At 48.1% G+C, this 13,799-nt stretch carries 14 protein-coding genes and 1 pseudogene; 4 read left to right on the top strand and 11 right to left on the bottom strand.

Going from position 1 to position 13,799, the window contains the following annotated elements; genetic code table 11:
• Positions 1 to 8: 8 nt before the first annotated feature.
• Both HP459_RS04740 and HP459_RS04745 read left to right on the top strand, forming a co-directional pair.
• Positions 9 to 935 carry an ABC transporter ATP-binding protein gene (locus tag HP459_RS04740; RefSeq protein ID WP_003856300.1) on the top strand — a complete coding sequence of 309 codons (927 nt, stop codon included), beginning with the start codon at positions 9 to 11 and terminating at the stop codon, positions 933 to 935.
• The gene (locus tag HP459_RS04745) at positions 932 to 1,702 is read left to right on the top strand and encodes an ABC transporter permease (RefSeq protein WP_022647074.1); all 771 of its coding nucleotides are present in this window, start codon (positions 932 to 934) and stop codon (positions 1,700 to 1,702) included. The genes HP459_RS04740 and HP459_RS04745 overlap by 4 nt, the downstream gene beginning before the upstream one ends.
• Positions 1,703 to 1,743: 41 nt before the next feature.
• On the opposite strand, the gene HP459_RS04750 is transcribed toward HP459_RS04745, so the two are convergent.
• A complete protein-coding gene (locus HP459_RS04750) occupies positions 1,744 to 3,114 on the bottom strand; it encodes a hypothetical protein (RefSeq protein WP_063148779.1) in 1,371 nt (456 codons plus the stop codon).
• A 173-nt stretch (positions 3,115 to 3,287) separates the two neighbouring features.
• Between HP459_RS04750 and HP459_RS04755 the strand changes: the two genes are divergently transcribed.
• Together HP459_RS04755 and HP459_RS04760 are read left to right on the top strand one after the other, a co-directional pair.
• Complete coding sequence (locus HP459_RS04755; protein ID WP_171932579.1) at positions 3,288 to 3,728, top strand: PTS sugar transporter subunit IIA; 441 nt, start codon at positions 3,288 to 3,290, stop codon at positions 3,726 to 3,728.
• 63 nt (positions 3,729 to 3,791) lie between these two features.
• The gene (locus tag HP459_RS04760) at positions 3,792 to 5,039 is read left to right on the top strand and encodes a polysaccharide deacetylase family protein (protein WP_171935979.1); all 1,248 of its coding nucleotides are present in this window, start codon (positions 3,792 to 3,794) and stop codon (positions 5,037 to 5,039) included.
• A gap of 3 nt (positions 5,040 to 5,042) precedes the next feature.
• Here the strand turns inward: HP459_RS04760 and HP459_RS04765 are convergent, their stop codons facing one another.
• The 10 genes and pseudogenes from HP459_RS04765 to panB all read right to left on the bottom strand — a co-directional run.
• Positions 5,043 to 6,128 carry a fimbrial protein gene (locus HP459_RS04765; RefSeq protein WP_155025546.1) on the bottom strand — a complete coding sequence of 362 codons (1,086 nt, stop codon included), beginning with the start codon at positions 6,126 to 6,128 and terminating at the stop codon, positions 5,043 to 5,045.
• 20 nt (positions 6,129 to 6,148) lie between these two features.
• On the bottom strand, positions 6,149 to 6,751 hold the full coding sequence (locus tag HP459_RS04770; RefSeq protein WP_038415358.1) for a fimbrial-like protein: 603 nt from the start codon (positions 6,749 to 6,751) through the stop codon (positions 6,149 to 6,151).
• Positions 6,752 to 6,765: 14 nt separating this feature from the next.
• Positions 6,766 to 7,329: a hypothetical protein gene (locus HP459_RS04775; protein WP_023299346.1), complete on the bottom strand. Its 564-nt coding sequence runs from the start codon at positions 7,327 to 7,329 to the stop codon at positions 6,766 to 6,768.
• A 26-nt stretch (positions 7,330 to 7,355) separates the two neighbouring features.
• A complete protein-coding gene (locus tag HP459_RS04780) occupies positions 7,356 to 7,925 on the bottom strand; it encodes a fimbrial protein (RefSeq protein WP_032625598.1) in 570 nt (189 codons plus the stop codon).
• Between the two features lie 38 nt (positions 7,926 to 7,963).
• Complete coding sequence (locus HP459_RS04785) at positions 7,964 to 10,558, bottom strand: outer membrane usher protein (protein WP_022647081.1); 2,595 nt, start codon at positions 10,556 to 10,558, stop codon at positions 7,964 to 7,966.
• A gap of 81 nt (positions 10,559 to 10,639) precedes the next feature.
• The gene (locus tag HP459_RS04790) at positions 10,640 to 11,383 is read right to left on the bottom strand and encodes a fimbrial chaperone (protein ID WP_069596246.1); all 744 of its coding nucleotides are present in this window, start codon (positions 11,381 to 11,383) and stop codon (positions 10,640 to 10,642) included.
• An 85-nt stretch (positions 11,384 to 11,468) separates the two neighbouring features.
• A complete protein-coding gene (locus HP459_RS04795) occupies positions 11,469 to 12,080 on the bottom strand; it encodes a fimbrial protein (RefSeq protein WP_171935980.1) in 612 nt (203 codons plus the stop codon).
• Positions 12,081 to 12,404: 324 nt separating this feature from the next.
• Complete coding sequence (gene panD, locus HP459_RS04800) at positions 12,405 to 12,785, bottom strand: aspartate 1-decarboxylase (protein ID WP_022647084.1); 381 nt, start codon at positions 12,783 to 12,785, stop codon at positions 12,405 to 12,407.
• Between the two features lie 31 nt (positions 12,786 to 12,816).
• The gene (gene panC, locus HP459_RS04805; protein WP_022647085.1) at positions 12,817 to 13,668 is read right to left on the bottom strand and encodes a pantoate--beta-alanine ligase; all 852 of its coding nucleotides are present in this window, start codon (positions 13,666 to 13,668) and stop codon (positions 12,817 to 12,819) included.
• An 11-nt stretch (positions 13,669 to 13,679) separates the two neighbouring features.
• Positions 13,680 to 13,799, bottom strand: a pseudogene (panB, locus tag HP459_RS04810) (3-methyl-2-oxobutanoate hydroxymethyltransferase); the annotation flags it as partial.

Genomic DNA, 13,799 nt, shown 5'->3' on the forward strand with positions numbered 1-13,799 from the left:
TTGAATTCATGGCGATTGCACTGGAGCTTGAACAGCTCAAAAAAACCTACCCGGGGGGCGTTCAGGCGCTGCGCGGGATAGATCTTAAAGTCGAAGCGGGAGATTTCTACGCGCTTCTGGGGCCGAACGGGGCGGGGAAATCCACCACCATCGGGATCATCAGCTCGCTGGTCAATAAAACCTCCGGCCGCGTCAGCGTGTTTGGCTACGATCTGCAAAAAGATGTGGTCAACGCCAAGCGTCAGTTGGGGCTGGTGCCGCAGGAGTTCAACTTCAACCCGTTTGAGACGGTACAGCAGATTGTTGTTAACCAGGCGGGTTACTATGGCGTTGAGCGCAAAGAGGCGCTTGAGCGCAGCGAAAAGTATCTGAAACAGCTCGACCTGTGGGAGAAGCGTAACGAACGCGCGCGGATGTTGTCCGGGGGGATGAAGCGCCGCCTGATGATTGCCCGCGCGCTGATGCACGAGCCAAAGCTGCTTATCCTTGATGAGCCGACTGCTGGCGTGGATATTGAACTGCGTCGTTCCATGTGGGGCTTCCTGAAAGATCTGAACGATAAAGGCACCACCATCATTCTGACCACGCACTACCTGGAAGAGGCGGAAATGCTGTGCCGCAATATCGGCATCATTCAGCACGGTGAGCTGGTGGAAAACACCTCGATGAAGAATCTGCTCTCCAAGCTCAAATCAGAGACCTTTATCCTCGATCTGGCGGCGAAAAGCGCGCTGCCGAAACTGGAAGGCTACAACTATCGCCTGGTCGATACCTCGACGCTGGAGGTAGAAGTGCTGCGCGAGCAGGGTATCAACAGCGTGTTCTCACAGTTGAGTGCGCAGGGCATTCAGGTATTAAGCATGCGTAACAAAGCAAACCGACTGGAAGAGCTGTTTGTCTCTCTGGTGCACGACAAACAAGGAGACAAGGCATGACGCATCTTTACTGGGTCGCGCTGAAAAGCATCTGGGCAAAAGAGATTAACCGCTTTATGCGTATCTGGGTGCAAACCCTGGTGCCGCCGGTGATCACCATGACGCTCTACTTCATCATTTTCGGTAACCTGATTGGCTCCCGCATTGGTGAGATGCACGGTTTTACCTATATGCAGTTTATCGTGCCGGGACTGATCATGATGGCGGTGATCACCAACGCTTACGCGAACGTGGCGTCGTCGTTCTTTAGCGCCAAGTTCCAGCGCAACATTGAAGAGCTGCTAGTGGCCCCGGTGCCAACGCATGTGATCATCGCCGGTTACGTGGGCGGCGGTGTAGCGCGCGGGCTGTGCGTGGGGATTCTGGTGACGGCGATTTCGTTGTTCTTCGTCCCGTTCCAGGTGCATTCGTGGCTGTTCGTGGCGCTCACATTATTGCTGACGGCGATCCTGTTCTCCCTCGCCGGGCTGCTGAACGCGGTGTTTGCTAAAACGTTTGATGACATCAGCCTGATCCCGACCTTCGTGCTGACGCCGCTGACCTATCTGGGCGGGGTGTTTTACTCCCTGACGCTGTTGCCGCCGTTCTGGCAGGCGCTGTCGCACCTGAACCCGATTGTCTACATGATCAGCGGCTTCCGCTTTGGCTTCCTCGGCATTGCCGATGTCCCGCTGTTCACCACCGTTGTGGTGCTGGTGGTGTTTATCGTGGCGTTCTATCTGCTGTGCTGGTATCTGATCCAGCGCGGACGCGGGCTGCGTAGCTAATAGTATGTCCCGGCGACGTGCGCGTCACCGGGACATATTACTCACTCCCATGCATAAGTAATGTTGTTCTGAAGTTCTGGAGGAACATTGCGCATATCCCCCCCATATTCACCCCAAACGATTACCTTTCCGTCATTGCGAAGGGCGCAGAATCCATAAGTAGAACTATAGATTGCTCTAATATTATATAGCTCATCCGCAACAGGAGAAGTATCACCGCCCTGATCGGGATGGCCCCAGGCAACTACGCTGCCATCTCTTTTGAGTGCGGCTATACAGTCTGCTCCTGCGCAAATATATATTACCTCTGATAGATTTTCTGGTTGCTGTATAAAATAAGGGTTCGACAATTCACCCCATGAGAAGACTTTGCCTCCCGGAAGAAGTACTGCGGCAGCCTGGTTTCTTCCAACCTGAACATCGATTATATCTGAGCGCGAGGCTATTTCGGCTGGGATAGGTTCAGCATACTCACCCCATGAGACCAGCATGTTATTTTCCCGCAATGCAATAAAACCACCATAAAAGGGGTAAATATTTTTGATGTCGCTGAGAGTGGTAATGTATTCTGGCGCTATGCTGTTATATTCAGCTTCACTCCATGTGGAGATCTTTCCACTTTTGTGCAGAACAAGAAAGGTATCGTGATTGCCGAATATCTTTGTGGCATCAGATATATCATTTAAATGTTCCGGTAGTCTGCCACCAGATTTTGGATCTCCCCATGCAACGACATGGCCATTTTCTCTTATCGCAGCGAATGCACCATCGGTGGATTCTATGGCAATAAAATCTTTCATTTCTGCAATATGTTCAGGCATTGTCCAAGGGAACCCAACATCGTTCCATTGCACAATTTGTTTGTTTTTTCTTATAGCCAGGAAAGCACTATACTCATATTCACCCCATTTTTTAAAAGTTTTCACAAAACTTATATCGTTAAGGGCTGCAATATCTTCGGGGATAGGCTCATCAGAGGTTCGTCCCCATACAAAAATCTGATTAAGTTTATTAATACCTACTGAGGTTTCTTCTGAGCCACAGACAACTTGAACATCATGGTTACGATCACTGGTTGGGGTAGTATCCGCTTCTCCCGGCAATCCCCATGCGACGACCATACCATTATCCTGAATAGCGGCGAAGGAAGCACCTGCTCCACCTATATTGCTTATATTAACCAGGCTGCCACGCACGTATATATCAGAGTTGACTAAAAGCCGTTTTGTTGGCTCCGTATCGGTAAATCGACTACCAGTAAAAATTTTTTCAGGAGTATCCTCGTAGCTCCAGTCAACAATGACTGGAGCTAGAGTTATTTTATCAAGCGCGACGAGTTTATGCTCGTTATTACCCCATCCTGATCCAATTTGAGTTCGGCCACCCATAATTTTTAAATCGTAGCTTTGCATGTTATCCCCTTTGGTAATGTATCCTTTTATGATTTTTTCATTTGCGAGTTGCTAGTTATAGTTAATTGTTCTTAAATATAATTGTTAAAATAATTAATCTTTAAAATTGAACATAATCACACTCACGCAGTCTATAATCAGTTGAATTTTTATCTGAGCAAAGGAGTGAACAGATGCTAGGATTGGTGATCACCTGCCACGATGAAGAGGCACAGGAAATGCTGCTTAAGCTGGCGGCCCGATTTGGCCCCCTGGCGCAATGTCGTGCGGTAAATTACTGGCGAGGGCTGAGCACCAATATGCTCAGCCGGATGATGTGTGACGCGCTGCATGAAACCGACACCGGCGATGGCGTGATTTTTCTCACTGACAGATCCGGCGCGGCGCCATACCGTGCGGCTGCCCTAATGAGCCATAAGCACGATAACTGTGAAGTAATCTCCGGTATCAGCCTGCCTTTACTCGAAACGATGTATCCGCTGCGCGCAACGTTGAGCAGCGCTGAGTTTCGTCACGCCATTGTGGCGCAGGGCTCGCCGGGCGTGAGCAGCTTGTGGCACCAGCAGCAGAAGAACCCGCCTTTTGTTCTGCTTCACGATCTGTATAAGCATTAAACATTGGTATTGATGCCGCTTTTGTTACAATGGCGGCTGATTTTCTGTGTCGATTTATATTCCATGCTCAAGCGCGTTATCTTTATCCTTCTGCTCGTGGTTTCCGGTGGTGCGTCTGCCAGCCTGACCAGCCAGCAAGGCCTTCCTGCTCAGTATATGCAAACCACCGAAGATGCGGCCATCTGGGCGCAGGTGGGAAATGCCGTTGTGAATGTGGGGAATGTCCGCGCCGGGCAGATCCTCGCTGTCTTTCCGGCCGCGGCGGATTACTATGAATTTCGTTTCGGATTCGGTACGGGGTTTATTGATAAAGACCACCTTGAAAAAGTTCAGGGCAAACAACGCGTTGAGGATAGCCTGGGTGACTTGAACAAGCCGCTCAGTAATCAAAACCTCATTACCTGGAAAGACACGCCGGTTTATAACGCCCCCAGCAGCGGAAGCGCGCCCTTTGGCACCTTAAGCGCTAATCTTCGCTATCCGATTCTGAATAAGCTGAAAGACCGCCTGAACCAGACCTGGTTCCAGATCCGTATCGGTAATCGTCTGGCATGGGTAAGCAGCCTGGATGCGCAGGAAGATAACGGGCTACCGGTTCTGACCTACCATCATATTTTGCGTGATGAAGAGAACACCCGTTTTCGACATACCTCCACGACGACCAGCGTACGTGCGTTTAATAATCAGATGGCCTGGTTACGCGATCAGGGCTACACCACGCTGACGATGTACCAGCTTGAAGGGTACGTGCGTAACAAGGTGAACCTGCCCGCGAAAGCGGTGGTGATCACTTTTGATGATGGCCTGAAATCGGTGAGCCGCTATGCGTATCCGGTGCTAAAAGAGTATGGCTTCAACGCGACGGCGTTTATAATTTCATCCCGAATCAAAGGCCACCCGCAGAAGTGGGATCCAAAATCGCTGCAGTTTATGAGCGTTCAGGAAATTAAGGGCATCCAGGATGTGTTCGACATTCAGTCTCACACTCATTTCCTGCATCGCGTGGATGGCTATAAACACCCCATCCTGTTGAGCCGTAGCTATCACGTGATCCTGTTTGATTTTGAACGCTCACGTCGTGCACTGGCTCAGTTCAACCCGCGCGTATTGTATGTGTCGTATCCGTTTGGCGGCTATGACAATAAAGCGATAAAGGCAGCGAATGACGCTGGTTTTCATCTGGCAGTGACGACGATGAAAGGGAAGGTGAAGCCGGGGGATAATCCGTTCCTGTTGAAGCGTTTGTATATCTTAAGAACGGATTCACTGGAGACGATGTCGCGGCTGATCAGTAATCAGCCGCAGGGATAGCGGTTAGTCGTATGAAAGGGTGAATACGCCGGTGGCTTTAAACGACCCCGGTTTCACTGTGTTTCCGTTTGCTACCAGTTGAGCAACATAATTAATTTGCTTGGATTCAGGGGTTTGGTAGTCCGTTATGACATAGGATGAGTCAGGATTATTCGGCAGGAGTTGAGAGGTTCCGTTATACATGATTCTCACGCCTGCGCCCTCAGCTCCGGACGAAAGCGTATTACCAAGAAGATCATTATTTTTTCCGGTTAGCTTTGAGGTGGTGAGTTTGGTTGTGATATTTGCCACACCGGTACAATTGCTTAAGCTAATGGAAAAAGGGATATCCTTAACCCGATTGTTTTTAATGTCTGAAACATAATATTCTCCCAGGTTAACATTATTAGTACCATCCGATAGCATGGCCATGTCACAGGTTGGAAGAACGATCGGGATCTGGAATGAGTCCTCGTTGACCATAAATGTCCATGGTTGGTTGTCACTATCATCTGGATTACCAATAGCCATTTTACCCAGAGTGCCGGGTTTGGGTCTGATTGAGGTTTCTTTGTTCGGGTTGCCTCTGTAACCTTCATCAATATAAATTTGAACTGAGGTGTTTATCCATTTTTCATCCCACGGGTCAGATTTTCCGGAGGAGGCAACGGTAGTCCAGCCAGTAGTATTCATAGCGAAGTAACCACCCATGCCTCCAGTGCTTTCTGCGGTGTGCACCCTTACGGAATAATAAATCCCCGGAATATTTGTTTCAAACATAGCCCTGCCATAACTACTCCCCATTAGCAAGGTCGGGTTTGTTTGTGACACGAGGTTAAAACCATCGTCCCCCGGACCACATTTGGCCTGAATGCCTGGTGTCAGGTTAACGTTAAAAAGAGTACTGGCGTAGTTACCCGGAGGGGGAAGACGTACAGTGCCACCTGAGTAGTCAGAATTGATTAGCGTGGTTGTGCCGCCTTTTCCATTATTCATTTGGCACTCCCCTGCCCAGCAGGAGTGGCTGAGGGTAAATAACGCGCTCGCCATGGCAAACGCCATTGTGCCTTTCACGTTGAAACCCTGTCTTATAAAGTTGAACATTCTCATCCTTTTTCCTGTTCTGATTATTATTCGTAAGTGACGTCAACCAATACTTTACTGGTAACGACACCACCAGCCACTACGCCAATATTTTGATATCGGGCATAGAACTGATAATCCGTTAAAAATGCAGTATCCTGACCGCTTACGTCAAAAGTGATTTTTGACGTGCCGTCGTTGTTTAAAACATTCTTTTTATATTTTTCAGAGAAAACGACGACGCCGACATTTTTTGCCGCGCCTGCGGCGGTATCATCACTTTTGAAAACCTGATTTTGTCCTGGCCAGAAACCCGACTGCGGCGAAAAGCTAAAACTCAGCTTTTTAGCCGTACCGCTGTCTCCATAGCAATCATCTACATGGATCTTAAAAGGCGTACCGCCTGCATCATCGGTTGCAGTAAAACGATCGCTACCATCCGGGTTATAAAACCAACTGCGCATCGCATTGGGGAGATAAATTTCGCCGTCATTTTCCACGGTCATCTTACAGGTGCTATTAACAATGTTAGCGGTAATATTTACGTCTAATCCTGAGCTTGCCTGGCTTACGCCAGGCAAGATGCCACCAGCCAAGCCCATAAGCAACACAAGACCGGGCTGGTATAAAATAAACGGTGATTGTTGCATACTGGTTCCTGGTATTATGGATAAGCGATAGTAAACGTGACTGGCGCAGTAACCGCCCCCGCGCCTACATCAGCAATGGTTTGGCCTTGCCCGATAACGATACGGGAATTCATCGGGAATTCACCGGTACCATCAGTAATGGTGACATCCTTAGCAGCCGGAGGCGTGTTACAGCTCATAAGCTCGCCAGTATCGACAACACCCGACCAGATCTCAAAGCCCGTTGCTAAGCCGCCAGAGTAAGAATCACCCGTCTTGTTGACGCCACTGCATTCACCACCAGCGCCTTTCGCAGCGGACACCGTTGCCTTGGTTACTCCAGAACAGTTGGTGAAACTAATCTTGAGCGGCTCGACACGGGTTTTGTTCACCAGATCGGATTTGTATACGTCGCCGAATGCAATTTCAGTGGAGGCTGTGCCTGCATCGTTAAGTACTTTTGCGGTACATGTGCCTGATACAATTTTTGATTTAATCGTTAATTCGACACTAGGGGTGCCTGTAATTGCTGCGCTTGCCATTCCCGAGAACAGAAGAGCAGAAACGGACAGGGCGATAAAAGTAGAATTGAATTTCATAATGTTGCTCCGTTTTCCTGCACTAATCACTCGTAGCTAAATTCAAAGGTCGCCACGGCCTGAAAATCACCAATGGTCATGCTGTTTTCTTTTGTTTCACGTAAGGTGGCCACCAGAGCAACTTCCTTATTCTGGATTTCTGTCGGACTCCAGACCAGGCGCTCTGAATCCAGGGTTGAGTTAATGATAAAAGGAGTATTTGGTGCATCGGCTCTGGCGATTTCAGCCGCAGAGTAATCAGCGCCACCGTTAGTTTTTGCAATCTGGTTAACAAGGCCGCTAGCTAAATAACCTGATTTGGTTCCTTTTACGGTTGTTTTTAACGAGGTTAGCGACGCCGGGCATTCAACGAGCACAATTTTGAAATTGGCATTTGCCGTTCCGGCTTTGACATCATCTAAACGTACCTGACCGTTATTACCGATAGTCAGCGTTTGCTGCGTATCTGAACCCGTACCGCCGACCAGTTTCATATCGCAGGTGGTTTCGCGGATATTGGCAGTGAAGTTAACATTGAGATCGGCTGCCGCAGCAGAACCTGACATCGCTAACATTGCTAATGCGATTAATGAATAACCGCAATGATTTTTCTTCATATTATTTCCCATGGGTGTGATTCCCTGTTTTAACATCATTACATTTGGCACTGTTGATTACTCAGAATCGTGGTTAAGCCTGCTTTCTTCGCATTTTCAGGAATCTGATAATGCACCGTGCAAGAGCTGGATCCATCGCTTCCCCATACCACCCGGAGAGCGCCTTTGTCTTCCACACCGCGTACATAAGCTTGTCCTGCCTGGCCTACCGTTCCGATAGATTCGTTTTTCTCATTCAGAACGTCTGCACCTAACGGAATAAAGCCGTTATCAGAACGTTGTAATTCCAGAACAAGCGAACGACCTTCATCCGTTTCAAAATTCACTAATACAACGGAGCCATTGCGAGGTACGGCAACAGCGCTGGTATTTTTGATTTCAACGTCTGCTTCGAGAGTGCTGATATCGAGCGATACTCGGTTTTCTCTGTAGGCTGACATATACGGCATAATCCCGTACCCGGAGCTGTTAATGCGGCTTTGGCCGTAACCCAGCCGAGCACCCGTTGCGCCACTTGCTTTTACCAGCGCAAGTGAATCCGTTTCGCCGATACTGCCGGATGTAAATACAACGCCACCCGAGTGAACAACCATTCCGCCGTTATAACTCGCGGAATACTGTTTACTATTGTCATCGCCAAAGGACGCTGAGACACCGAGCGGCCCGTAAGGACTGTTCCATGAGCTATAGCCACTGACCTGGTTCAGGTTGCCGTAGTTGCCCCCGCTTGATGAGGCGCTAACGGAATAGCTCACTTCACTGTTTTTGGAGTTGCCGCTTGCCGTAGAGTTAAAACTGGTACCGCCTTTTAAATCAGTGCGCAGGCTCATGTTGACGTTATTAAATCCGCCTGACTGCGCGCTATCTTTATTGAATATGCTGAATGGAATACTGACGTTTAAATAAACGCTGTCATCCTTTTCCCCTGTTTCGTTGTACGTGCGTTGCACAGAAACGCTATAGCTACCGTAAGCAAAACTATTGTTGTAACCCACGCTGTAGTCGGAAGTGGAGCTGGAGTCATTCCAGTAATCCTGCCAGGTACCGCTAATATAGAGTGAGCCGTATTCATCACCGTTAACATTCAATGGCTGGTTCAGGCTGACCTGTATCTGGTTTTTGGTACGCTGATAATCAGCATAAAGCTCGGCATTGCTGTCATAAGATCGATTGCCATATTCCTCGTGATGAATACTGTCCTGCAATGAGGCGGCATCGTTAAGGCTGAGATAATCTTCTGTAGAGAAGCGATAAGCTGCCACGTTAAGAGATGTGTTAGTAGCTTCAAGCATTTTGCTGTAGGTCAGCCGATAACTTTGCCCTTTAAGCGTGTCCAGCCCGTCGATATCGGCATAGGACCCGGTAACATCTAATGCGAATGCACCAATACGGGTATTCATAGCCAGACCAAGCAGGCCGGCGTAGAAATCCATATCCGTATATTGCGCACCCACGTAACCGGTAAAGGTATTATTCAGACCATACGCGTAAGTTGCGTAGCCAACGTTTGGCTTATCATGCAATGAATCATCATTCAGCTCACCTAAACCCACATCCCAGCGGCTGGAGCCTGGGCGGAGCATTTGTGTAACTGAGGAGAACGGAACGGTAAACGTCCGTTTACTTCCATCGGCTTCCTCTACAGTGACAATCAAATCATTGCCATAGCCTGTTGTACTGAGGTCATTGATCTCGAAAGCACCGGGTGGAACGGTGGTTTCATAAATTTTATTGCCGCTTTGCGTTACGCTAACCTTGGCGTTACTGTTTGCCACACCACGAATTACTGGCGCGTAGCCAGAGGTGCCTTCCGGGAGCATGCGGTCATCGTTATACATACGCGCACCACGCAGGCTCACCGAGTCAAAGACATCACCGCGTGTGTAGGAATCACCCATTACCATCTGTGCGTTAAGTGGTGTGATATCTCGCTGGAGGTAGATATCCTGGCTGGAATAATGTGTGCCATTATCGCTGTCCCAGTTCAGACTGCCGCGAGAACGTAAACGCCACGGCCCCACGTTCAGGCCATAATGCAAGCCCGCATAAGCGGTATCTGAATTGGTGCCGTTTGACTCGCTGTGCCAGGTATTAAGATCGTATGAGAGTAATCCGGCCGGAACACCATTATCCCATAATGAAGGATCGACATACCCTGCTGGAAGCTTAAGCACGTAGATTTGCGGGAAATTAAGATCCATTTCCTGCTTGCTACTATCAAAATTTTCAGAAGCACCGGGATAATATTTTTTGATATCTACGCAAGACGTTTCGTCGTTTTTGACATCATCGCCTAATATGCTGGTATCAACGCCTGCCTGTGTCAGCGTGAGTTTAGTCAGACATGCTGAGGCACGTGGCGTTTTGTTATCAATGAATGTCATCTCGACCGTGGATTTTGAATTGCCATTCAAATTCACTTTTACACGGTAAGTACCTGGCAGAACTGGGTTGCCATAAGCATAACGATCGACATTGATACCTCCACCATTATCGATAAGGAACTGGTCATTAAATTCAATGGCCGATTCTGTTTCGGATGAGGTGTCTACAGCTTTTTTTTCAGTCTCGCTGGCATGCAGAGGAAATGCTGCACAGATTGCGAGACATAAAATTGATCGTTGAAATAGCATGCTTCATCCAGACAAGTCGTCGTATGAATGCTATGAATCATTCATACGTGTTATATTTATAATGTGGCGGTGGTGCGGTTATTAATTTACTTTGGTTTCAAAAGTATCAGAGCCGCCATTGTCATTAATGGTTTCGTAAGCAACAGTGCCGGTGGCAGTACTACCTAAACCTTTTACCTGCATAATTTGAGTACTAAACGGTAAAATAGATTTATGCTCAACCTGGTACTCTTTATTTGCTGATTTCAGCTTTACATTTGAAATAGAAACGTTGTAAGGGGAATCATTGTGTGCGATCAGGTTTAGCGTATTACCTTGTTTTTGTTGTGACCACGTTACTTTGGCTGCTGCATCTCCTGGCGTACCTTTCAGGCCGTCAGGTCGGAAAAAGAGTTTAATACGTGTGCGGAATGCCAGCTGGAGCTGGTTAGGATTTTCACCGTCTTTCACTTTTGACTTCGGTGGAATCTCGAGCACATTGAACCAGAATAGGGATTCGCGATCTTGCGGCAATGAACCACCCAGGTATGAGATCCGAACGGATTGACCTTTTTGCGGATCAATTCGGGATACTGGTGGAGTAATAATAAACGGTAATTTTAATTCCTGTGGATTGGTGTCATCGCGACCGTCATCGAGCCATGATTGAACTAATAGTGGTTTTTTTCCACGGTTGTCTAAAGAAACGATGACATCTTTTTGCGACTGCTGATAAACAATACGTGTTCCCGAAATAACGATATCTGCGCTTGCCTGGAATGACGCGACAGCAGCAGCTGTAAAGCAGGCAGCTTTAAATCCTTTATAAAATGATGTGCTTAACATTTTTCCACTTCCTGTTGGAATGATATCAATAGTCCCCTGACGTACGTCAGGGGATAATATGAGCATTTTATTTATGCGCTTAAAATTACTCGTAGATCATGGTGAATGCAGCTTGTGCCTGAACCACACCAGCTGACACTGGGTTGTTGGCCGCATCCCAGTTCTGACCCTGGGTATACGCTACACGGTAGTAAAGTGCGCCTGCGCCTGTGGTATCAATCGTTGCTTTCTGGGTATTGTTGGTCTGATCCAGTTTGATCTGATCGGTAGCGGAGTTGCCATCGTTTGACAGTACCAGATTGACGTTTTTAGCGGCGCCTTGAGTATTTGATGGTGGAACCAGCAGACCGCCGGAAGTTGAAGAAGAACCCGCCCAGGAATCAAACTGAGCAGATGCCTGGTTGACGGTAGCAGAATCACAACCTGTCAGGGTAAGGGAGAATTTCTTTTCTCCCAGGGTGCTGGTGGTACCCAGCGCATTAGCGAAGTCTTTTACAAACACGGTATCCAGGTTAACGTCAAAATCATTACCATCCTGGTCAATCTTCTGATCCAGGGATACTTTACAGGTGTTATTAGAAACCATACCGTGGAAAGTAATAGTGCCTGTATCTGAAGGAATATCAGCTGCCATTGCAGAACCCGCACTCAGAACCATTGCTGCTACAGTTGCCAGACCTAATTTATTAAAAGACATTTTTTATATCCATATTTAAATGCTAGAAAAGTGAACATAAGCAAGGCTTATGTTCGTTCCGAACAGATGCTTCGGGAAAAGGATTCTAAGTGATGAGTAATGGTTGTGAGAAGCCGTTAGGCGTTAGAAATACTTAAACGATCTTTAAGTCAATATGATTGTTTAATAGTGAATGATAATAATTGTTCATCATTTTGATGAGCAGGTGTTCGGCAGGGTGACTTGAATATATTAATAAAAATATATAAAAAGAACGCTATTCATTTTAATTATGTATAAATTACCCAACCTATTTGTCGGGTAATTTATAACAGTACTATTGGCTTAGGCAACCTGAACCGGAATTGCCTTCGCAATACGTTTCATTTCATTATCGCCTTCAAAGTATGCCACTTTTGGCTGCCAGCGACGTGCCTCTTCGTCAGACATCATCACAAAGCTGGCAATAATGACGATATCACCCACGTCCGCGCAGTGCGCCGCTGCCCCATTAACGGAGATGATTTTAGACCCGCGTTCAGCGGCAATCGCGTACGTTGAAAAGCGTTTGCCGTTATTAACGTTCCAGATATCAATAGCTTCGTTTTCGAGAATACCCGCCGCGTCGAGAAAATCCTGGTCGATCGCGCAGGAGCCTTCATAGTGCAGGTCGGCCTGGGTGACTTTCACACGGTGAAGCTTACCTTGTAGCATTTTGCGAATCATTACGTTTACCTTTCACTTCCGGGTAGTAAAACTACGCCAGTTCAACCACTTTGTTGTCGATAAGGCGGGCCTGGCCGAGCCAAGCCGCCACCAGAATTACCGCACGTTTGCTGGTATCTGAGAGTTCCAGAAGCGTATCGGCATCCCGAATTTGAACGTCGTCAGCACGAAGACCTTTCTCGTTCAGCGCCTGTTCAGCCAAAGCGATGATTTCTTCTGCGGTTAATTCTTTTGCCAGCAGTTGCTCTGCCATGGTATTCATGACTTTGCTTAAGCCTGGCGCAATTTTACGCTGTTCCGCAGTCAGATAGCCGTTACGGGAGCTAAGCGCCAGGCCATCTTTCGCACGTACAATCGGCACGCCGACAATCTCTATGTCGTAGCCCATATCGGCAACCATTTTGCGGATCAGCGCCAGCTGCTGGAAATCTTTCTCGCCAAAGCAGGCGATGTCCGGCTGCACCAGGTTAAACAGCTTGCTGACGATGGTGGAAACGCCGCGGAAATGGCCCGGACGGCTGGCACCCTCCAGCATGGTCGAAATACCCGGTACGTCGACGTAGGTCGCTTCAGTGGTACCCTGAGGATAAACATCTGCGGGGGCCGGTGCGAAGACGATATCCGCATGACGTTTTTTGAGCTTCTCGCAATCTTCCTGCAAGGTACGTGGATAGCGCGCCAGATCGTCTTCGCGATCGAACTGCATCGGGTTAACGAAGATACTGACTACCACGATATCTGCACGGGCTCTCGCTTCATCGACCAGCTTCATATGGCCGTCGTGCAGATTGCCCATGGTCGGGACGAGGGCGATACGTTTACCTTCCTGACGTGCACGGCGGATATGCTGGCGCAGCAGCGGCAGAGTTTCTATGATTAGCACACCTGGACTCCTTAATGGAAACTGTGTTCTTCGCCCGGATAAACGCCGGACTCAACCTCGGCAATATACTGCCGCACAGCAGCACGCATGTCGCCTGCTTCTGTCAGGAAATTTTTAGCAAATTTTGGAAT

Origin of the sequence: Enterobacter sp. CM29, assembly GCF_013179605.1 — a bacterium.
Lineage (GTDB): Bacteria > Pseudomonadota > Gammaproteobacteria > Enterobacterales > Enterobacteriaceae > Enterobacter > Enterobacter intestinihominis.